Below are 20,038 nucleotides of genomic sequence, written 5' to 3'. Positions count from 1 at the left end.
GAGCATGAGTACGAAAGTCATCAGCCTGGTTTCCATCGGTGCTCACCCAAGTTCTGGCCGCGCGCGCCGCGCCGAGCAAGATGCCCGCGCCGTGGAGCTGGGGTTGCAACTGGCTGGGGATAACTTGCAGGTGGTGCATGCCGGTGACCCGCGGGAAGAGGCGCTGCGGGCCTATCTGGGCATGGGGCTGGAGCACCTGGACGTACTGGAACAGCCAGCCGGGGCGGATGTGTTGGGCGTGCTTGGCGACTACCTGCGCGACGCTGGCGCCCAGCTGGTGCTGACCGGGACTCAGGCCGAAACGGGCGAAGGTTCGGGCATGTTGCCGTTCCTGCTGGCCGAGAAGCTGGGCTGGCCGTTGATCGTTGGCCTGGCGGAAGTGGAGTCGATTGAAAATGGCACCGCCCAGGTGCTGCAGGCACTGCCACGCGGGCAGCGGCGTCGCCTGAAGGTGCGCCTGCCGTTGTTGGCGACTGTGGATAACGCTGCGCCCAAGCCACGCCAGAGCGCGTTCGGGCCGGCGCGGCGGGGGGTGCTGGCAGCGCGTAACGTGGCGATTGTCGAAGACGACCTGCTGGCCGAGGCAGAGCTGCAACCGGCCCGCCCACGGCCCAAGCGACTGAAGGTGATCAAGGCCAAGAGCGGCGCCGACCGGATGAAAGCGGCTACAGCCAAGGCCAGTGGCGGTGGGGGCAAGGTGCTCAAGGATGTATCGCCGCAAGAAGGCGCCGAGGCAATCCTCAAGCTATTGGTGGAGGAAGGGGTCCTGCGCTGAGTTTGCAGGCCCTTCACATGCCTTGCATCATGCGCGCTCTTTGTAGGAGCAGCCTTGTGCTGCGAAGAGGCCGGTAAATGCACAGTGGATCTTCACTGCTGTCACGGGCCTCTTCGCAGCACAAGGCTGCTCCTACAGGGCCGGTTTGCTGGGCCGTCAAGGCAGCTCGCCAGCCACATTGAAGGCCCAGAAGGCCAACCCTTCGATCACCGGTTCGAAGGTGACCCGCTCCCCTCCAGCAGCCGCACCCTGCCCACCATCAGAATTGCACAACGTGCCACGAAATAGTCCCCGCTGCCGTCCTCAGCCATGATCACTCCCACTCCCTTCACCTTGTGGAACCACTTCACAGTGCCGTTCAGGCGCCTGTGCATAAGTGACCTCTGGCTAAGCCCAACATGTGGCTTCAATCAAACACAAAGGGGGTTATGTGGAAACTGGCAGAAATGACAGGTCCGGTGGGATCTTACCCCCGGAATCTGTTCGCCAAGGTGTGGATAAAGTGTTCGTGCTTCTCTGCAGGCCAAGAGGGATGCGGGATTCAAGGGCATGATCGAATAATGATCAAATAAAAGCTGGCATTGGGCTATTTGAATGCGGGGCTGATGCGCGAAGTTCCCCACAATCGCTGTTGGCGGCTCTGTGGATAAGATGTTGGCCGTCGTCTGTAGCACACGTACATAGCGGGCTTGGCGATACCGTTCAAATAATGATCAAGTCTTCTCCGTATTGCGCAAACCGTTACCAATTGGGCCTTTCAAGCGTTTATTCACAGCCTTGAACAGACAACAGGAGGAGTTGTTAACGAATTCTGTTCATCCACCTGTGGGCAAGGTGTTCGTGAATGGTCGTAGCCCTTGTAGGGCCTGGACTGTAGAGTTTTGTTCAAAATTCGACCAAGGCGACTGTCATTTCTGCCAGTTTCCTAATGTGCTCACCGGTACTATCGTCTCGTTATTCCATCGAAACGAGCTCAGACTATCGATGAATAATCTTTTGCTGATGACGGATAGGCAGCGTTCAGTGTTGGCGGGGCGCAGCTCAAGCTCGATAGAAAGAGCCTTCACCCCATACGGATACGCGCCACTGGGGGCAGGCCCTCTCACGGCCTTTGCGGGACAGCGTCATGATCCATTGACAGGGTGCTATCACCTTGGCAACGGACATAGGCTGTATGGCCCTGGCCAGATGCGTTACTTGAGCCCAGATCGCCTGAGCCCCTTTGGCAGGGGCGGGTTGAATGCATATGCCTATTGTGCAGCGGACCCTGTGAACCACATCGACCCTAGCGGCAGGTTCCTGGCGGTACTGACTTCAATTGAAGTTTCCAGAGCTACGACCATTGCGGCCTATGCCGGCGCCAATGTGGCTGCCTGGATGACTCGTGCCCCAAACAACGCGAGTGTGTGGGGGCTGCGGCAACTGGCGGTCGAAACAGCATTGGTGACGACAGGCGTGGGTATGTTGTTCACCGGCTCGCCTAGTTTGCAGCCCGTGGCGTTGGGCTTGGTGTCCGCTGGCAATACAACGGCGATCTTTAAAGCGTTAATAACGATCGGGCAAAGGTTGGGAAATGGGTTGGGAGAAGCTTGGGGGTCCATTAGAGACAATTTCCGCAGTGTTTTCAGTATAAAGCGTGAGCAAAAACAAACTCTGCCTCCCCCGCCTAGCCCAGCGTCGTCAATACCTGCTATTTCCAATACTGTCAGGGGGCTCAGAATCGATATGGACTCGGGCCATATGAGCATTCAGATGCATGAAATAGTCTCGGAGGTCAGATCTGGGGAGGTGAGTCCCCCTCAGCATTTGCAGACGACTTGGCTGTGATGCGCCATACCCGCTCACGTAGCTATACCACCTATGGTGCTGTGTGTGGGGTGGTGTCTGGCTCCCACCTGGCATTTTGCGGGGAATACCGCGACGCATTGGCTGGGCATTACCTTCTCGGTAACGGTCGACGGGCCTACAACCCAGCGCTCATGCGCTTCAACAGCGCCGATACGCTCAGCCCGTTTGGCAGGGGCGGGATAAATACCTATGCCTATTGCTTAAACGATCCGATCAACCGGGTCGATCGCAATGGCGCATTCTCCTTTCCCAACTCTGTTTATTTTGCTGTCTTGGCAGAAGGTGCACTTAACGTCGTGGATGGATTAATGGCGACGCTCAAACTGATCGTTCAGTCGCGCCAACTGGGCTCGACGCCTTCATTTAAGCAACAAGTTCAGGTCCTTGCCAAAACCCAAAAGGGGATTGCGAAAATTGCAGCGTCTGCCTTTGCCTGGAAGGAGCAGGGGGCTCCGACTATTCCGTCCGTGACAGAAAGTGCAATGGCGGGAGGTGTGGCTACGGGCCTTGGTATCACGGAGCGTTTTGTAAACATCAAGCTGAGCTCGGATGTCGTGGTGCCCTATCTGTGGAAATCACCAGGCCAGATACCCGGCGTGGTCGTGGACCTTATGCGGATCCAGACAGGAATTGGCCCGGTGCAGACGATTGTCAGTAACGTTGTGCAGAAGATCCGTGGAAACCCGGTGGGCACGGTTAATCGTGCATGAAGGTCATAACCAGGCAGCCAATTTTCTGCCTGCCTGGTTCACTATTGTTTACTGCGCCTGCACTTCCTTCAAATACGGCGCCGGCTCCGCCCCCAGGTTCTCCAGCACCCGCTGGCTGTACCAGTCGATGAAGTTCACCACACCAAACTCATAAGTCTTCGAGTACGGCCCTGGCTGGTACGCCGTGGAGTTGATCCCGCGCTGGTTCTCTTCCGCCAGACGGCGGTCCTGGTCGTTGGTGGCATCCCACACCTTGCGCATCTGCGCAGGGTCGTAGTCGACGCCTTCAACCGCATCCTTGTGCACCAGCCACTTGGTGGTCACCAAGGTCTCCTGGGCGCTGATCGGCCACACGGTGAAGACGATCATGTGATCGCCCATGCAGTGGTTCCACGAGTGCGGCAGGTGCAGGATGCGCATCGAGCCGAGGTCCGGGTTCTTGATGCGGCCCATCAGCTTCTGGCAGGCCTGCTTGCCGTCCATGGTCATCGACACGGTGCCCTTGAGCAGCGGCATGCGCACGATGCGGTTACGCAGGCCGTGGCTCTTGTGCAGGTACGGGATTTTCTCGGCGTCCCAGGCAGCGGCAGAGGCGGCCACGTGGTCCTTGAATTCCTGGCTGGCACGCGGGTCGTTGGTGTCGTCCCATTCAAGCAGGGTCTTCAGCAGCTCGGGGTGCGAGCCGCTGCAGTGGTAGCACTCGCGGTTGTTTTCCAGTACCAGCTTCCAGTTGGCCTTCTCTAGCAACTGGGTCTGCACCGCGATCTTGGTGTTCTCCATGTCGTACGGTTCCATGTAATGGTCCAAAGTGGCCAGGAACTCGTCGATGGCTGGCGGGTTTTCCGCCAGGCTGATGAAGATGTAACCCCCCGCGACCTTCACGTTTACAGGCTTGAGGCCGTATTCCTTCATGTCGAAGTCGGCGCCCATTTCGGTGCCGGCGAACAGTAGGCGGCCGTCCAGCTCGTAGGTCCACTGGTGGTAATGGCAGACCAGCTTGGCCACCTTGCCCTTGTCGCTGGTGCACAGGCGCGAGCCGCGGTGGCGGCAGACGTTGTGGAAGGCATGCACCTTACCTTCGGCGCCACGGATGACGATGATCGGGTTCTTGCCGATCTGCAGGGTGATGAAGTTGCCTTTGGCCGGAATCTCGCAAGTCATGCCGGCGATCAGCCACTCTTTGTGGAAGATCTCCTGCATGTCGATCTGGAACAGACGCTCGTCGGTGTAGAAAGGCTGGGGCAGCGAGTAGGTGCGCTCGCGGGTTTGCAGCATCTCGGCGGTGGCCTTGCGTGCTGCTTCCAGTGGATCGCCCAGGCTCAGGGTTGCGGTGACGTCCATCGTGTGGTCCTCGGGGCCGTGTGCGGCCGGCAAAAGGTGGCTAATCATTGTTGTGGTGCCGCAAGGCTGTCGTTAAAAAAACAGCAGGTTCTTTTGCCGTGGAGTGTGCGTCCGAAGGCGTCGTGAACCGTATCCATGGGCGACATGGCCGATTTGAATAACGACGCCACAGCCCTTGTAGCATGGGGCTGGTCGCGATAAGTACGCCGATGTCGCAGGCAGGAATGTACGTCGCCTTCAGCTTGCGCATTATCGACGCCATAAAAAGGCCAATAGTCGGCTGCTGGAGATGAACATGTCCGATACCTTCCTCAATCCGGTCACCACCCAGACCTGGGCCAACGGCCGCCACATCGTGCGCTGCGTCAAGGTCATTCAGGAGACCTGGGACGTGCGCACCTTCTGCTTCATGGCCGACCAACCGATCATGTTCTTCTTCAAGCCAGGGCAGTTCGTCACCCTGGAGCTTGAGATCGAAGGCAAGCCGGTGATGCGCTCCTACACCATCTCCAGTTCGCCGTCGGTGCCTTACAGCTTCTCGATCACCGTCAAGCGTGTGCCGGGCGGGCATGTCTCCAACTATCTGCACGACACCATGCACGAAGGCGCCGAACTGCCCGTGCACGGGCCGGTGGGGTTGTTCAACGCCATCGACTTCCCCTCGGGCAAGGTGCTGTACCTCTCGGGCGGTGTCGGTATTACCCCGGTGATGTCGATGGCGCGTTGGTTCTACGACACTAACGCCAATGTCGACATGGTGTTCGTGCACAGCGCCCGTTCGCCGAAAGACATCATCTTCCACCGCGAGCTGGAGCAGATGGCCTCGCGCATCCCCAACTTCAGCCTGCACATCATTTGCGAGAAGCACGGGCTGGGCGAGCCGTGGGCGGGTTACCGCGGGTACCTGAACCAGCGCCTGATGGAACTGATCGCGCCCGACTACATGGAACGCACGGTGTTCTGTTGCGGCCCGACGCCGTACATGACCGCGGTCAAACGCATGCTGGAAGCTGTCGGCTTCGACATGAAGAACTACCACGAAGAATCGTTCGGCGCGACGCCCGCAGAAGCCAAGGCCGATGCCGTGGAGCATGCCGAGCAGGCCGCCGATGCGCCGGAAGTGGATATTTCGGACCTCAACCTGGTGGAGTTCATTGGCAGTGAGAAGAGCATCCGCATCGCCCCGGGCGAGACCGTGCATGCGGCGGCGGCGAAAGTTGGGCTGATGATCCCCAAGGCTTGCGGCATGGGCATTTGCGGGACATGCAAGGTGCTCAAGCTGGGTGGCGAGGTGGAGATGGAACACAACGGCGGCATTACCGAGGAAGACGAGGCCGAGGGGTACATCCTGTCGTGCTGCAGTGTGCCGAAAGGGGATGTGCGGATCGATTACTGATCTGCAGATTTTGGGGCCGCTTTGCGGCCCATTCGCGGCACAAGCCCGCTCCCACAGGTTCACCGAGTACTTCAGGCTTGCGCATAACCTGTGGGAGCGGGCTTGCCCCGCGAAAGGGGCCGCAGGTCAGGTACGGAAGCGCGCTACCAGCCCATTCAAATCCACCGCCAACCGCGACAACTCGGCACTCGCCGCGCTGGTCTGATGCGCCCCGGTCGCGCTCTGCACCGACAGGTCATTGATATTCACCAGGTTGCGGTCCACCTCGCGGGCCACCTGGGCCTGCTCTTCCGCCGCGCTGGCAATCACTAGGTTACGCTCGTTGATCTGCGCCACCGCACCCGCAATGGTATCCAGCGCCATGCCCGCACCCCGGGCGATATTCAAGGTCGACGCGGCACGTTCGGTGCTGGTGCGCATCGACTCCACCGCCTCTTCGGTCCCGCCCTGGATACTGCCGATCATCCGCTCGATTTCGCTGGTCGACTGCTGGGTACGATGGGCCAATGCCCGCACTTCATCCGCCACCACGGCAAAGCCGCGGCCTGCCTCACCGGCACGGGCCGCTTCGATCGCGGCATTGAGCGCCAGCAGGTTGGTCTGGTCGGCCAGGCCGCGAATCACATCCAGCACCTTGCCGATGTCACGCGACTGTTCGGCCAGGTGAGTGATCAGCGTGGCAGTGGCCTGCACATCACCGCTCATGCGCTCGATGGCGCCGACGGTCTCCAGTACCAGGTCGCGCCCGTCGCCGGCCGAACGGCTGGCTTCACCAGAGGCCTCCGAGGTGCTGACCGCATTGCGCGCCACTTCTTCCACGGCGCTGGTCATCTCGGTGACCGCGGTGGCGGCCTGCTCGATTTCGTTGTTCTGCTGCTGCAAGCCACGGGCGCTTTCGTCAGTGACGCTGTTGAGCTCTTCCGCGGCCGATGCCAGTTGGGTCGCCGAGCCGGCAATCAATTGCAGGGTGTCGCGCAGTTTCTCCTGCATGCGGGCCATGGCGCGTAGCAGGCGTGCGGCTTCGTCGGTGCCTTCGGCACGGATGACGTGGGTGAGGTCGCCGTCGGCCACCTGCTCGGCGCATTTGAGCGCCTCTTCAATCGGTTTGACGATACTGCGGGTCAGCAGGAAGGCGCACAGCAGGGTCAGCACCGTGGCTGCGATCAACAGGCCAATCACCAGGGCGAAGGCAGAGGCGTACTGGCTGGCAGCCGTTTCATTGGTGGCGCGGGTCTGGTCGGTGTTGATGCGCACCAAGGTGTCCATGACCTTGTTGATCTGCTCGGAGTTGGCCAGCAGGTCGCGGTTGAGCAGGTCGCGCAATTCGTCGGTGCGGCCTGCCTGGCTCAGGCTGCGCATGCGCGCCTCCAGCTGGCGGTACTGATTGAGCAGTTGGCTGTATTGATCGTAAGCCGCTTGCTCGTCGCGTGCGCTGATCATGGGCTCGTAGGCACGGCGCGCCTGGTCGATCTGGGTGTTGCGTTGGTCCAGCAGGTTGAGGGTGTCGCGCTGCGTCTCTGGGTCGCGGTTGAGCAGCAGGCGATAGGAAAGGGTGCGCATGCGCAGGTTCAGCGCAGTAAGTTCGTCCAGCGTCTTGATGCTGGGCACGCTGATGCTTTCGATGGCAACGCCGGCCTGGCGGATGTTGCCCATCTGCATCAGCGAGAAGATGCCGAGGCCGAGCATCAACAGGCCGATCAGCGCGAAGCCGAGCAGCGCGCGCGGGGCGATATTCATGTTGCGTAGGGACATGAGGGGCGTAATCCAGGCAAGGGGAAGAGGTCGCAGGGGATGGCGACGAAATATGACTTGCCTGGCTATCGGTCGTGACTGGTCAGTCTTGAGCGAGACCGGTGAAAATTGTGAGCGCGCTAACCTTTTCCTGACCGGCGGTTGATCCAGGTCGGAACAAGCGGGCGCTTACCCTGTCAATCTGCGGGTTAGAAACCTTAAGAATCCGATATTTAATGGCGAGGACTCACGCTTTTCTTTATCGTGTGCGGCCTTTGCAACAACCTGAGATAGACCCCATGCTGGAAGCCTCCCTGAATCAAATCGAGCAACTGGTCAGCGACCTGATGCAGAAAAACGCTCAACTCACCGAGCAGAACACTACCCTCGGTCAGCAACTGGCCCAGGCCAAGGAAGAAAACGAGACCCTGCAGCTGTCGCTGATGGAGCAGGAAGAGAAGAACGGCGCCACCGCCGCGCGCATCCAGGCGCTGGTTGACCGCGCCAATGCGGGTGTCGTCAACGCATGAGTCTGCAAGCGCAGCCGGTCAATGTCGTGTCGATCCTCGGCAGCGACTATTCGATCAAGGCGCCCGAAGGCCAGGAAGAAACCCTGGCGCAGGCGGTGCGGATGCTGAACACCGCCCTGGCCGAGACCAAGCGTTCGTACCCGACCCTGATCGGTGACAAGCTGCTGGTGCTGGCGGCCCTGAACCTGTGTTCCAAGCAGGTTGAGCTGCAAAAAGAGCATCAGCAGACGCTGGCGCGTACCCAGGCGCAGATCGACGCCACGGTGGACGCGATCGTTCGGACTATCGCCGAACAATAAAGCACTCCGCGATCCCTTGTAGGAGCAGCCTTGTGCTGCGAAGAGGCCGGTGAAAACGCAGGGATTTCCGCTGCTGTCACCGGCCTCTTCGCAGCACAAGGCTGCTCCTACAATGTCCCAGATCACTGGAATAACTGGATACTCAAGTGTATACACTTCCCCCAAAACAATAATTGGCGGGGAGTACGGGCATGCGTATCTGGCGGCAGAGTATCCAGTGGCAATTGATCGCAAGCATGGGCGCAGCCCTGCTGGCGAGCATCCTGGTGGTGGTGATCATCTTCACGGTGGCGCTCAACCGCCTGACCGAACGCTACCTGGTCGACACAGCGCTGCCAGCCAGTGTCGAGGCAATCCGCAACGATATCGAGCGCATGCTCGGCCAGCCGCTGGTGGCGGCCGCCGACATAGCCGGCAATACCCTGCTGCGTGATTGGCTTGCCGAGGGCGAGGACCCCGCTCAAACCTCACGCTTTATCGAATACCTTGAGGCTGCCAAGCAGCGCAACAAAGCCTTTACCACCCTGTTCGCCTCCACCGAAACCGGCCACTACTACAACGAGAAGGGGCTGGACCGCACACTGAGCCGGGCCAATCCGAAGGACACGTGGTTCTACGGCTATATCGACAGCGGCGCCGAGCGCCTGATCAATATCGACATCGACGGTGCCACAGGCGAGTTGGCGCTGTTCATCGACTATCGCGTGGAAAAAGACGGCAAGCTGGTCGGCGTGGCGGGTATGGGCCTGCGCATGACCGAGTTGTCGAAGCTGATCCACGATTTCAGCTTTGGCGAGCACGGCAAAGTATTTTTGGTACGCAACGATGGGCTGATCCAGGTGCACCCGGACAGCGCCTTCAGCGGCAAGCGCCAGCTTGTCGACCAGCTAGACGCACAGGCCGCGAAAGCAGTAATGAGTGGCGACCAGGGCCTGCGTACCAGCCGCTTCCAGCGGGATGGCGAAAGCTACCTGGCGTTAGGCTTGCCACTGCGCGACCTGAACTGGACCTTGGTCGCCGAAGTGCCTGAGGCCGAGATCTACGCGCAGATGCATCAGGCGGTCTGGCTGACCACCTTGATCGGTGGCGGCGTGGCGCTGTTGTCGTTGCTGCTGGTAGTGTTGCTGGCGCGCGGCTTGGTACGGCCGATCCGCCGCGTCACGGCCGCACTGGTGCAGATCGGCAGCGGCGCGGGAGACCTCAGCCACCGCCTGGATGATTCGCGCCAGGACGAACTGGGGGATCTGGCCCGTGGCTTCAACCGCTTCCTCGACAGCCAACGGGGGTTGATCGGCGAGGTGCTGCGCACGACTGAACGCTTGCACCTGGCCGTCGAACAGGTGACGCAGGTGGTGGACAACACGGCCGAGCGCTCCGGTCGCCAACAGGAAATGACCGAAATGGTCGCCACCGCCGTGCATGAGATGGGCCTGACCGTGCAGGACATCGCCCGCAATGCCGGCAATGCCGCTGAAGCGTCACAATCGGCGCGCGACGAAGCCTTGCAGGCGCGTGACGTGGTGCGGCGCTCGATCCAGGGTATTGAAGGCATGTCCGGCGACATCGGCAAGGCGGCGGATGCGGTCGCACAGTTGGCCGACGAAGTCGCCTCGATCGATGAAGTATTGGCGGTGATCCGTAGTATTTCCGAACAAACCAACCTCTTGGCGCTCAATGCGGCCATCGAAGCTGCGCGGGCAGGGGAGATGGGGCGTGGTTTTGCCGTAGTCGCCGATGAGGTGCGTACCCTGGCGCGGCGTACGCAGCTGTCTACCGATGAAGTGCAGCAGATGATCCAGCGCTTGAAGCAGGGCGCAGGCTCGGCGGTGACGTCGATGCAGGCAGGGCAGCAGGCAACGGGCAGCGGCGTTGAATCGAGCCAACGTACCGGTGCCTCGCTGGGGGCGATTACCGACAAGGTCGAGCACATCAGCGACATGAACCATCAGGTGGCGACAGCGACTGAAGAGCAGTCAGCGGTGACGGAGGAGATCAACCGGACGGTACAGGGGATTTCCGACCTGGCCAGGGAGACGGCGGCGGAGGTGCAGGGGTGCCGGGCGGAGTGCCAGGCGTTGCGTGGGTTGGCTGATGATTTGGCGCGGCAGATGGGTGGGTTCAAGCTTTAGATTGTTGGAGCTGCTGCCATCGCATTCGCGGGGCAAGCCCGCTCCCACAGGGTCCTCACAGATGCTGAAACTGTGCAGGACCTGTGGGAGCGGGCTTGCCCCGCGAATGCGATCTATCAGGCAGTGATGATCGCGCGGATATCCGCCGCCAGCTCACGCACCCGATCTTCTTCAGTATCCCAGGAGCACATGAACCGGGCCCCGCCACTGCCAATAAAGGTATAGAACCGCCAGCCCTTGCCCCGCAGCGCTTCAATCGCGTGCTCTGGCATCTGCAGAAACACCCCGTTGGCCTCCACCGGGAACATCAGCTCCACCCCCGGCAGGTCGCTCACCAGCGACGCCAACAGCTGCGCGCAGTGGTTGGCGTGCGTGCCGTGGCGCAGCCAGGCGCCATCTTCCAACAGCCCGACCCAGGGCGCAGACAAGAAGCGCATCTTCGACGCCAACTGCCCGGCCTGCTTGCAGCGGTAGTCGAAGTCTTCGGCCAGCTGGCGATTGAAGAACAGGATCGCCTCGCCCACCGCCATGCCGTTCTTGGTACCGCCAAAACACAGTACATCGACGCCGGCCTTCCAGGTCAGCTCCGCCGGGCTGCAACCGAGGAACGCGCAGGCATTGGTGAAGCGCGCGCCGTCCATGTGCAGGTTAAGGCCCAGTTCCTTGCAGGTGACGCTGATCGCCTTGAGCTCGTCGGGGCGGTACACGGTGCCCACTTCGGTGGCCTGGGTGAGTGTTACCACACGTGGCTTGGGGTAGTGGATGTCCTGGCGCTTCAACGCCACTTCTCGGATCGACTCAGGCGTCAGCTTGCCGTTGACGCTGGGCGCGGTGAGCAGCTTGGAACCGTTGGAGAAAAACTCCGGCGCGCCGCATTCGTCGGTTTCGACGTGGGCGGTCTCGGAGCAGATCACGCTGTGGTAGCTCTGGCACAGCGAGGCCAGGGCCAGGGAGTTGGCTGCAGTGCCGTTGAAGGCGAAGAACACCTCGCAGTCAGTTTCGAACAGCTTGCGGAAGTATTCCGAGGCACGCTCGGTCCACTGGTCGTCGCCATAGGCGCGTTCGTGGCCCATGTTGGCCTTGGCCATGGCGGCCCAGGCTTCGGGGCAGATGCCGGAATAGTTGTCGCTGGCGAATTGTTGGCTCTTATCTGTCATGACACGGTCCTGTGAACGACGCAGAACAGCACTCTAAACCATCGATTCAGCAGTTGCCTATACAACCCAGACATAAGCTGATTTCAGGGTTGTCTGAACGGGCCTCTTCGCGGGGCAAGCCCGCTCCCCCAATGGCCCTGCGCACGCGGCCATTGTGGGAGCGGGCTTGCCCCGCGAAGAGGCCGGCATGCACAACACAAAAGCGAATGTCGTAAACGCGCCATTGCAAGGCGTGCGCAGGCATCTGACCCACCCCGGCCAGTCATACCATCGCCACAAAGGGCCACAGTGCTCTACAGACAAGAAACGATCGCTGCCGGGAGACAACAAGATGTTCAGCAAGCAAGACCAGATCCAGGGTTACGACGACGCACTGCTGGCGGCGATGAATGCCGAAGAACAGCGCCAGGAAGATCACATCGAGCTGATCGCCTCGGAGAACTACACCAGCCAGCGCGTCATGCAGGCCCAAGGCAGCGGCCTGACCAACAAATACGCCGAAGGCTACCCAGGCAAGCGCTACTACGGTGGCTGCGAGCACGTGGACAAGGTCGAGGCACTGGCCATCGAGCGCGCCAAGCAGCTGTTCGGTGCTGACTACGCCAACGTCCAGCCGCACTCCGGCTCTTCCGCCAACGGCGCGGTGTACCTGGCCCTGCTGCAGGCCGGTGACACCATCCTGGGCATGAGCCTGGCCCACGGCGGCCACCTGACCCACGGCGCCAAAGTGTCGTCCTCGGGCAAGCTGTACAACGCGGTTCAATACGGCATCGACACCAAGACCGGCCTGATCGATTACGACGAAGTCGAGCGCCTGGCGGTCGAGCACAAGCCGAAAATGATCGTCGCCGGCTTCTCGGCCTACTCCAAGACCCTCGACTTCCCACGCTTCCGCGCCATCGCCGACAAGGTCGGTGCGCTGCTGTTCGTCGACATGGCCCACGTTGCCGGCTTGGTTGCCGCAGGCCTGTACCCGAACCCGATCCCGTTCGCCGACGTGGTCACCACCACCACCCACAAGACCCTGCGCGGCCCACGTGGCGGCCTGATCCTGGCCAAGTCCAACGAAGAAATCGAGAAGAAGCTCAACGCTGCCGTGTTCCCCGGCGCCCAGGGCGGCCCGCTGATGCACGTCATCGCCGCCAAGGCCGTGTGCTTCAAGGAAGCGCTGGAGCCAGGCTTCAAGGCTTACCAGCAACAAGTGATCGAAAACGCCCAGGCCATGGCCCAAGTGTTCATCGACCGCGGCTACGACGTGGTTTCCGGCGGCACTGACAACCACCTGTTCCTGGTCAGCCTGATCCGCCAGGGCCTCACCGGTAAAGATGCCGACGCCGCCCTGGGCCGCGCGCACATCACCGTCAACAAGAACGCCGTGCCGAACGACCCGCAGTCGCCGTTCGTCACCTCGGGCCTGCGCATCGGCACCCCGGCCGTCACCACCCGCGGCTTCAAGGTCGCTCAGTGTGTGGCCCTGGCCGGCTGGATCTGCGACATCCTCGACAACCTCGGTGACGCTGACGTCGAAGCCGATGTGGCGAAGAACGTCGCGGCGCTGTGCGCAGACTTCCCTGTTTACCGCTGAGTGGAGTAAACGACCATGCAACGCTACTCGGGCTTCGGCCTCTTCAAACACTCCCTCAGCCACCACGAAAACTGGCAGCGCATGTGGCGCACGCCGACCCCTAAAAAGGTCTACGACGTGGTCATCGTTGGCGGTGGCGGCCATGGCCTGGCCACGGCCTACTACCTGGCCAAGGAACACGGCATCACCAACGTCGCAGTGATCGAGAAGGGTTACCTGGGCGGCGGCAACACCGCCCGTAACACCACCATCGTGCGTTCCAACTACCTGTGGGACGAATCGGCGCAGTTGTACGAGCACGCCATGAAGCTGTGGGAGGGCCTGTCCCAGGACATCAACTACAACGTGATGTTTTCCCAGCGCGGTGTCTACAACCTGTGCCACACCTTGCAGGACATTCGTGACTCCGAGCGCCGCGTCAGCGCCAACCGCCTCAACGGCGTCGATGGCGAACTGCTGAACACCGCCCAGGTCGCAGCCGAAATCCCGTACCTGGACTGCTCGAAGAACACCCGTTACCCGATCCTCGGCGCGACCGTTCAGCGCCGTGGTGGTGTTGCCCGTCACGACGCCGTGGCCTGGGGTTACGCCCGTGCCGCCGACGCCCTGGGCGTGGACCTGATCCAGCAGACCGAAGTGATCGGTTTCCGCAAGGAAAACGGCGCGGTCATCGGTGTCGAAACCAACAAAGGCTTCATCGGCGCCAAGCGCGTCGGCGTGGTCACTGCCGGTAACTCCGGGCACATGGCCAAACTGGCCGGCTTCCGCCTGCCGCTGGAATCGCACCCGCTGCAAGCCCTGGTGTCCGAACCGATCAAGCCGATCATCGACAGCGTGATCATGTCTAACGCCGTGCACGGCTACATCAGCCAGTCCGACAAGGGCGACCTGGTGATCGGCGCCGGTATCGACGGTTGGGTCGGCTACGGCCAGCGCGGTTCGTACCCGGTGATCGAGCACACCCTGCAAGCGATCGTCGAGATGTTCCCCAACCTCTCGCGCGTGCGCATGAACCGCCAATGGGGCGGCATCGTCGACACCTCGCCGGACGCCTGCCCGATCATCTCCAAGACCCCGGTCAAGAACATGTTCTTCAACTGCGGTTGGGGTACCGGTGGCTTCAAGGCGACCCCGGGTTCGGGCAACGTCTTCGCTGCCAGCCTGGCCAAAGGCGAGATGCACCCACTGGCCGCGCCGTTCTCCATGGACCGTTTCTACAACGGCGCACTGATCGACGAACACGGCGCCGCCGCCGTCGCCCACTAACCGGAGACACCGTCATGTTGCATATTTTCTGTCCCCACTGCGGCGAGCTGCGCTCCGAAGAAGAGTTCCACGCCTCTGGCCAGGCGCACATCGCCCGCCCGCTGGACCCTGCCGCCTGCTCCGACGAGGAGTGGGGCACCTACATGTTCTTCCGCGATAACCCGCGCGGTATTCACCACGAACTGTGGGACCACGTTGCCGGCTGCCGTCAGTACTTCAACGTCACCCGCGACACCGTGACCTACGAGATTCTGGAAACCTACAAGATTGGCGAGAAGCCGCAGGTGACCGCCAACGGCAAGCAAAACAGCGCACCGTCGACCGTCAAAGGCCAAGGGGAAAAAGTATGAGCCAGACCTATCGCCTCGCCAGCGGCGGCCGTATCGATCGCAGCAAGGTCCTGAACTTCACCTTCAACGGCAAGACCTACCAGGGTTATGCCGGTGACAGCCTGGCCGCTGCGCTGCTGGCCAACGGCGTCGACATCGTCGGCCGCAGTTTCAAGTACTCGCGCCCGCGCGGCATCATCGCCGCCGGTACCGAAGAGCCGAACGCCATCCTGCAGATCGGCTCCAGCGAAGCCACCCAGATCCCTAACGTGCGTGCCACCCAGCAGGCGCTGTACGCCGGCCTGGTCGCCACCAGCACCAACGGCTGGCCGAACGTCAACAACGACGTCATGGGCATCCTTGGCAAGGTGGGCGGCAGCATGATGCCGCCGGGCTTCTACTACAAAACCTTCATGTACCCGAAATCGTTCTGGATGACGTACGAGAAGTACATCCGTAAAGCGGCCGGTCTTGGCCGTGCACCGCTGCAGAACGACCCGGACAGCTACGACTACATGAACCAGCACTGCGACGTGCTGATCGTCGGTGCCGGCCCTGCTGGCCTGGCCGCCGCCTTGGCTGCTGCCCGCAGTGGCGCCCGCGTAATCCTCGCCGATGAACAGGAAGAGTTCGGCGGCAGCCTGCTCGACACCCGCGAAACCCTCGACGGCAAGCCTGCCGCTGACTGGGTCAATGCGGTGGTCAAAGAGCTGGAAAGCCTGCCTGAAGTGACCCTGCTGCCCCGCGCCACGGTCAACGGCTACCACGACCACAACTTCCTGACCATCCACGAGCGCCTCACCGACCACCTCGGCGACCGCGCCCCGATCGGCCAGGTGCGTCACCGCGTGCACCGTGTGCGTGCCGGCCGTGTGGTGCTGGCCGCTGGCGCCCACGAGCGCCCGCTGGTGTACGGCAACAACGACGTGCCGGGCAACATGCTGGCCGGCGCTGTGTCCACCTACGTACGCCGCTACGGTGTGGCCCCGGGTCGCAAGCTGGTGCTGTCGACCAACAACGACCACGCCTACCGCGCCGCGCTGGACTGGCACGACGCTGGCCTGCAAGTGGTCGCCATCGCCGACGCCCGCCACAACCCACGCGGCTCGCTGGTTGAAGAAGCGCGTGCAAAAGGCATCCGCATCCTCACTTCCAGCGCCGTGGTCGAGGCCAAAGGCAGCAAGCACGTGACCGGCGCCCGCGTGGCCGCCATCGACGTGCAGGCCCACAAAGTCACCAGCCCAGGCGAAACCCTCGAGTGCGACCTGATCGCCAGCTCCGGCGGTTACAGCCCGATCGTCCACCTGGCGTCGCACCTGGGCGGTCGCCCGGTCTGGCGCGATGACATTCTCGGCTTCGTGCCGGGCGATGCACCGCAAAAACGCGTTTGTGTCGGCGGCATCCATGGCGTCTACGCCCTGGGCGATGTGATTGCCGACGGCTTTGAAGGCGGCGTTCGCGCAGCCACCGAAGCCGGCTTCAAGGCCACCACCGGCACCTTGCCGAAAACCGTGGCACGCAAGGAAGAGGCCACCGTGGCGCTGTTCCAGGTGCCGCACGACAAGGGCAGCAAAGGGCCGAAGCAGTTCGTCGACCAACAGAACGACGTGACCGCTGCCGGTATCGAGCTGGCCACCCGCGAAGGCTTCGAGTCGGTCGAACACGTCAAGCGCTACACCGCGCTGGGCTTCGGTACCGACCAGGGCAAGCTGGGCAACATCAATGGCCTGGCCATCGCCGCCCGTTCGATCGGCATCACCATCCCGGAAATGGGCACCACCATGTTCCGCCCCAACTACACGCCGGTCACCTTCGGTGCGGTAGCGGGCCGTCACTGTGGCCACCTGTTCGAACCTGTACGCTTCACCGCCCTGCATGGCTGGCACGTGAAGAACGGCGCCGAGTTCGAAGACGTCGGCCAGTGGAAACGCCCGTGGTACTTCCCCAAAGCCGGTGAAGACATCCACGCCGCCGTGGCCCGCGAGTGCAAGGCCGTGCGTGACAGCGTCGGCCTGCTCGACGCCTCGACCCTGGGCAAGATCGACATCCAGGGCCCGGACGCGCGTGAGTTCCTCAACCGCATCTACAGCAACGCCTGGACCAAGCTTGACGTGGGCAAGGCCCGCTACGGCCTGATGTGCAAAGAAGACGGCATGGTCTTCGACGACGGCGTGACCGCCTGCGTTGGCGACAACCACTTCTACATGACCACCACCACCGGCGGCGCCGCACGCGTGCTGCAGTGGCTGGAGCTTTACCACCAGACCGAATGGCCAGAGATGAAGGTGTACTTCACCTCGGTCACCGACCACTGGGCGACCATGACCCTGTCCGGCCCCAACAGCCGCAAGCTGCTGAGCGCGCTGACCGACGACATCGACCTGGACAAGGACGCCTTCCCGTTCATGACCTGGAAGGAAGGCACCGTCGCCGGCGTACCGGCCCGTGTGTTCCGCATCTCGTTCACCGGTGAGCTGTCGTACGAAGTGAACGTGCAGGCCAACTACGCCATGGGCGTGCTGGAAAAGATCATCGAGGCGGGCAAGCAATACAACCTGACCCCGTATGGCACTGAGACCATGCACGTGCTGCGTGCCGAGAAGGGCTTCATCATCGTCGGCCAGGACACTGACGGCTCGATGAACCCAGACGACCTGAACATGAGCTGGTGCGTGGGCCGCAACAAGCCGTTCTCGTGGATCGGCCTGCGCGGCATGAACCGCGAAGACTGCCTGCGCGACAACCGCAAGCAGCTGGTCGGCCTCAAGCCGGTGGACCCGACCCAGTGGCTGCCAGAAGGCGCGCAACTGGTGTTCGACCCCAAGCAACCGATCCCGATGGACATGGTTGGCCACGTCACCTCCAGCTACGCAGCCAACTCCCTGGGGTATTCGTTCGCCATGGGTGTGGTCAAAGGCGGCCTCAAGCGCATGGGCGAGCGGGTGTACTCGCCGCAGGCTGACGGCAGCGTGATCGAGGCGGAAATCGTGTCTTCGGTGTTCTTCGATCCGAAGGGTGAGCGGCAGAACGTTTAAGGCCCATGGATAGCTCCGCTTGAAATGCAAGCCCTGTGGGAGCGGGCTTGCCCCGCGAATGCGATGGTGGCCATGCCGCCCATTTCGCGGGACAAGCCCGCTCCCACAGACCACCACTCGCATTCAGGCATTGCGTCTGACCTTCGGTCTTACGGACAACAGAATTCAAGGCAGGTAAGAAATGAGCGCTATCAACGTCTTCCAGCAAAACCCCGGCGCCGACGCCAAGGCCCAGTCGCCGCTGCACCATGCCGACCTGGCCAGCCTGGTTGGCAAGGGCCGCAAGAACGCAGGCGTGACCCTGCGTGAGAAAAAATTCCTCGGCCACCTGACCCTGCGTGGCGACGGCCATGACCCGGCCTTCGCCGCAGGCGTGCACAAGGCCCTGGGCCTGGAGCTGCCGGTGGCCCTGACCGTGGTCGCCAACAGCGACATGTCGCTGCAGTGGATGGGCCCCGACGAGTGGCTGCTGATCGTCCCGGGCGGCCAGGAGTTTGCCATCGAGCAAAAACTGCGCGCGGCCCTCGACGGCCTGCACATCCAGGTGGTCAACGTCAGCGGCGGGCAGAGCCTGCTGGAACTGCGCGGCCCGCACGTGCGCGAAGTGCTGATGAAGTCCACCAGCTATGATGTTCACCCAAACAACTTCCCGGTGGGCAAGGCCGTCGGTACGGTGTTCGCCAAGTCGCAACTGGTGATCCGCCGCACCGCCGAAGACACCTGGGAACTGGTGATTCGCCGCAGCTTCGCCGATTACTGGTGGCTGTGGCTGCAGGACGCTTCGGCCGAATACGGCCTGAGCATCGAAGCCTAAGGAGAGCCGCACATGAGTCGGGCACCGGATACCTGGATTCTCACCGCCGACTGCCCGAGCATGCTCGGTACCGTCGACGTGGTGACGCGTTTCCTCTACGAGCAGCGCTGCTACGTCACGGAGCACCACTCCTTCGATGACCGGCAGTCGGGGCGCTTCTTCATTCGCGTCGAATTCCGCCAGCCGGACGATTTTGACGAGGCGGGCTTCCGTGCCGGCCTCGCTGAACGTAGTGAAGCGTTCGGCATGGCCTTCGAGCTGACCGCGCCTAATCACCGCCCCAAGGTGGTGATCATGGTGTCCAAGGCCGACCACTGCCTGAACGACCTGTTGTATCGCCAGCGTATTGGCCAACTGGGCATGGACGTAGTCGCAGTGGTGTCCAACCACCCAGACCTCGAACCGCTGGCGCATTGGCACAAGATTCCTTACTACCACTTTGCACTCGACCCCAACGATAAGGCGGGGCAAGAGCGCAAGGTGCTGCAGGTGATCGAGGAGACTGGCGCGGAACTGGTCATCCTTGCCCGCTACATGCAGGTGCTGTCGCCCGAGCTGTGCCGGCGCCTGGACGGCTGGGCGATCAACATTCACCACTCGCTGTTGCCGGGGTTCAAAGGCGCCAAGCCTTATCACCAGGCGTACAACAAGGGCGTGAAGATGGTTGGCGCCACCGCGCACTACATCAACAACGACCTTGATGAAGGGCCGATCATTGCCCAGGGGGTCGAGGTGGTGGACCACAGCCATTACCCGGAAGACCTGATTGCCAAGGGGCGGGATATCGAATGCCTGACCCTGGCGCGCGCGGTGGGGTATCACATTGAGCGGCGGGTGTTTCTTAACGCCAATCGGACTGTGGTGCTCTGACTATTTTGGGGCTGCTTTGCAGCCCATCGCAGGCAAGCCAGCTCCTACAGGTGCATCGCCGCTTTCGAGTGCGGCGCTGTACTTGTGGGAGCGGGTTTACCCGCGAATGGCTCAACACATTATCCCCTGCCGTAAAAAGGCATCCCCCTGTCGTTTTCAGTCTGCGCAACTCGCCGCATCAGGCCCACAATTCCCCTCATCCCAGTAACACATGCCGCCCATG

General features: G+C 61.9%; 16 protein-coding genes and 2 pseudogenes. 14 read left to right on the top strand and 4 right to left on the bottom strand.

The window, feature by feature from the left end; all coding sequences use genetic code 11:
- Window positions 1-4 precede the first annotated feature (4 nt).
- The 3 genes from MFF34_RS08870 to MFF34_RS28160 all read left to right on the top strand — a co-directional run bounded on the left by MFF34_RS08870 (window position 5) and on the right by MFF34_RS28160 (window position 3,333).
- The gene (locus MFF34_RS08870) at window positions 5-775 is read left to right on the top strand and encodes an electron transfer flavoprotein subunit beta (RefSeq protein ID WP_027594297.1); all 771 of its coding nucleotides are present in this window, start codon (window positions 5-7) and stop codon (window positions 773-775) included.
- Between the two features lie 984 nt (window positions 776-1,759).
- Window positions 1,760-2,602 (top strand): RHS repeat-associated core domain-containing protein, encoded by an 843-nt coding sequence (locus MFF34_RS08865; protein ID WP_308445346.1) that lies wholly within the window; start codon window positions 1,760-1,762, stop codon window positions 2,600-2,602.
- Entirely contained in the window at window positions 2,602-3,333 is a 732-nt protein-coding gene (locus tag MFF34_RS28160) for an RHS repeat-associated core domain-containing protein (RefSeq protein WP_308445345.1), read from the top strand. Before MFF34_RS08865 ends, MFF34_RS28160 begins: the two co-directional genes overlap by 1 nt.
- A gap of 48 nt (window positions 3,334-3,381) precedes the next feature.
- Here the strand turns inward: MFF34_RS28160 and gbcA are convergent, their stop codons facing one another.
- Entirely contained in the window at window positions 3,382-4,674 is a 1,293-nt protein-coding gene (gbcA, locus tag MFF34_RS08855; RefSeq protein WP_027594299.1) for a glycine-betaine demethylase subunit GbcA, read from the bottom strand.
- A gap of 295 nt (window positions 4,675-4,969) precedes the next feature.
- Here gbcA and gbcB point away from each other — a divergent pair, with 295 nt between their 5' ends.
- On the top strand, window positions 4,970-6,070 hold the full coding sequence (gene gbcB / locus MFF34_RS08850; RefSeq protein ID WP_085273832.1) for a glycine-betaine demethylase subunit GbcB: 1,101 nt from the start codon (window positions 4,970-4,972) through the stop codon (window positions 6,068-6,070).
- Between the two features lie 126 nt (window positions 6,071-6,196).
- Here the strand turns inward: gbcB and MFF34_RS28255 are convergent, their stop codons facing one another.
- Window positions 6,197-7,060 carry a methyl-accepting chemotaxis protein gene (locus MFF34_RS28255; RefSeq protein ID WP_371918313.1) on the bottom strand — a complete coding sequence of 288 codons (864 nt, stop codon included), beginning with the start codon at window positions 7,058-7,060 and terminating at the stop codon, window positions 6,197-6,199.
- Window positions 7,052-7,807, bottom strand: a pseudogene (locus MFF34_RS28250) (MCP four helix bundle domain-containing protein); the annotation flags it as partial. The pseudogene MFF34_RS28250 and the gene MFF34_RS28255, both read right to left, overlap by 9 nt.
- A 293-nt stretch (window positions 7,808-8,100) precedes the next feature.
- On the opposite strand from MFF34_RS28250, the gene MFF34_RS08840 reads away from it, so the two are divergent.
- From MFF34_RS08840 to MFF34_RS28240, 4 genes and pseudogenes are all read left to right on the top strand, one after another.
- Window positions 8,101-8,331: a hypothetical protein gene (locus tag MFF34_RS08840; protein ID WP_027594302.1), complete on the top strand. Its 231-nt coding sequence runs from the start codon at window positions 8,101-8,103 to the stop codon at window positions 8,329-8,331.
- The gene (locus tag MFF34_RS08835) at window positions 8,328-8,630 is read left to right on the top strand and encodes a cell division protein ZapA (RefSeq protein WP_027594303.1); all 303 of its coding nucleotides are present in this window, start codon (window positions 8,328-8,330) and stop codon (window positions 8,628-8,630) included. The genes MFF34_RS08840 and MFF34_RS08835 overlap by 4 nt, the downstream gene beginning before the upstream one ends.
- A gap of 191 nt (window positions 8,631-8,821) precedes the next feature.
- Window positions 8,822-9,895 (top strand): annotated as a pseudogene (locus MFF34_RS28245) (cache domain-containing protein); the annotation flags it as partial.
- Between the two features lie 126 nt (window positions 9,896-10,021).
- Window positions 10,022-10,759 (top strand): methyl-accepting chemotaxis protein, encoded by a 738-nt coding sequence (locus MFF34_RS28240; protein ID WP_374707387.1) that lies wholly within the window; start codon window positions 10,022-10,024, stop codon window positions 10,757-10,759.
- 116 nt (window positions 10,760-10,875) lie between these two features.
- Here the strand turns inward: MFF34_RS28240 and MFF34_RS08825 are convergent, their stop codons facing one another.
- Window positions 10,876-11,916, bottom strand: a complete 1,041-nt coding sequence (locus MFF34_RS08825) for a low specificity L-threonine aldolase (protein ID WP_238212530.1) — start codon at window positions 11,914-11,916, stop codon at window positions 10,876-10,878.
- Window positions 11,917-12,247: 331 nt separating this feature from the next.
- Here MFF34_RS08825 and MFF34_RS08820 point away from each other — a divergent pair, with 331 nt between their 5' ends.
- From MFF34_RS08820 to purU, 6 genes are all read left to right on the top strand, one after another.
- Window positions 12,248-13,501 (top strand): serine hydroxymethyltransferase, encoded by a 1,254-nt coding sequence (locus MFF34_RS08820; protein ID WP_027594306.1) that lies wholly within the window; start codon window positions 12,248-12,250, stop codon window positions 13,499-13,501.
- A gap of 15 nt (window positions 13,502-13,516) precedes the next feature.
- Window positions 13,517-14,767: a sarcosine oxidase subunit beta family protein gene (locus tag MFF34_RS08815; protein WP_008089646.1), complete on the top strand. Its 1,251-nt coding sequence runs from the start codon at window positions 13,517-13,519 to the stop codon at window positions 14,765-14,767.
- Between the two features lie 14 nt (window positions 14,768-14,781).
- On the top strand, window positions 14,782-15,117 hold the full coding sequence (locus MFF34_RS08810; protein ID WP_027594307.1) for a sarcosine oxidase subunit delta: 336 nt from the start codon (window positions 14,782-14,784) through the stop codon (window positions 15,115-15,117).
- A complete protein-coding gene (locus tag MFF34_RS08805) occupies window positions 15,114-18,131 on the top strand; it encodes a sarcosine oxidase subunit alpha (RefSeq protein WP_027594308.1) in 3,018 nt (1,005 codons plus the stop codon). Before MFF34_RS08810 ends, MFF34_RS08805 begins: the two co-directional genes overlap by 4 nt.
- Before the next feature lie 181 nt (window positions 18,132-18,312).
- Complete coding sequence (locus MFF34_RS08800; protein ID WP_027594309.1) at window positions 18,313-18,945, top strand: sarcosine oxidase subunit gamma; 633 nt, start codon at window positions 18,313-18,315, stop codon at window positions 18,943-18,945.
- Between the two features lie 12 nt (window positions 18,946-18,957).
- Window positions 18,958-19,815, top strand: coding sequence for a formyltetrahydrofolate deformylase (gene purU / locus MFF34_RS08795; protein WP_027594310.1), 858 nt, complete (start codon window positions 18,958-18,960; stop codon window positions 19,813-19,815).
- The last annotated feature ends 223 nt before the right edge of the window (window positions 19,816-20,038 follow it).

The organism is Pseudomonas sp. PAGU 2196, from assembly GCF_022179005.1.
GTDB lineage: Bacteria > Pseudomonadota > Gammaproteobacteria > Pseudomonadales > Pseudomonadaceae > Aquipseudomonas > Aquipseudomonas kermanshahensis.
Note: the sequence above shows the minus strand (reverse complement) of the source record. Positions and strands in the feature narration are given on the sequence as shown.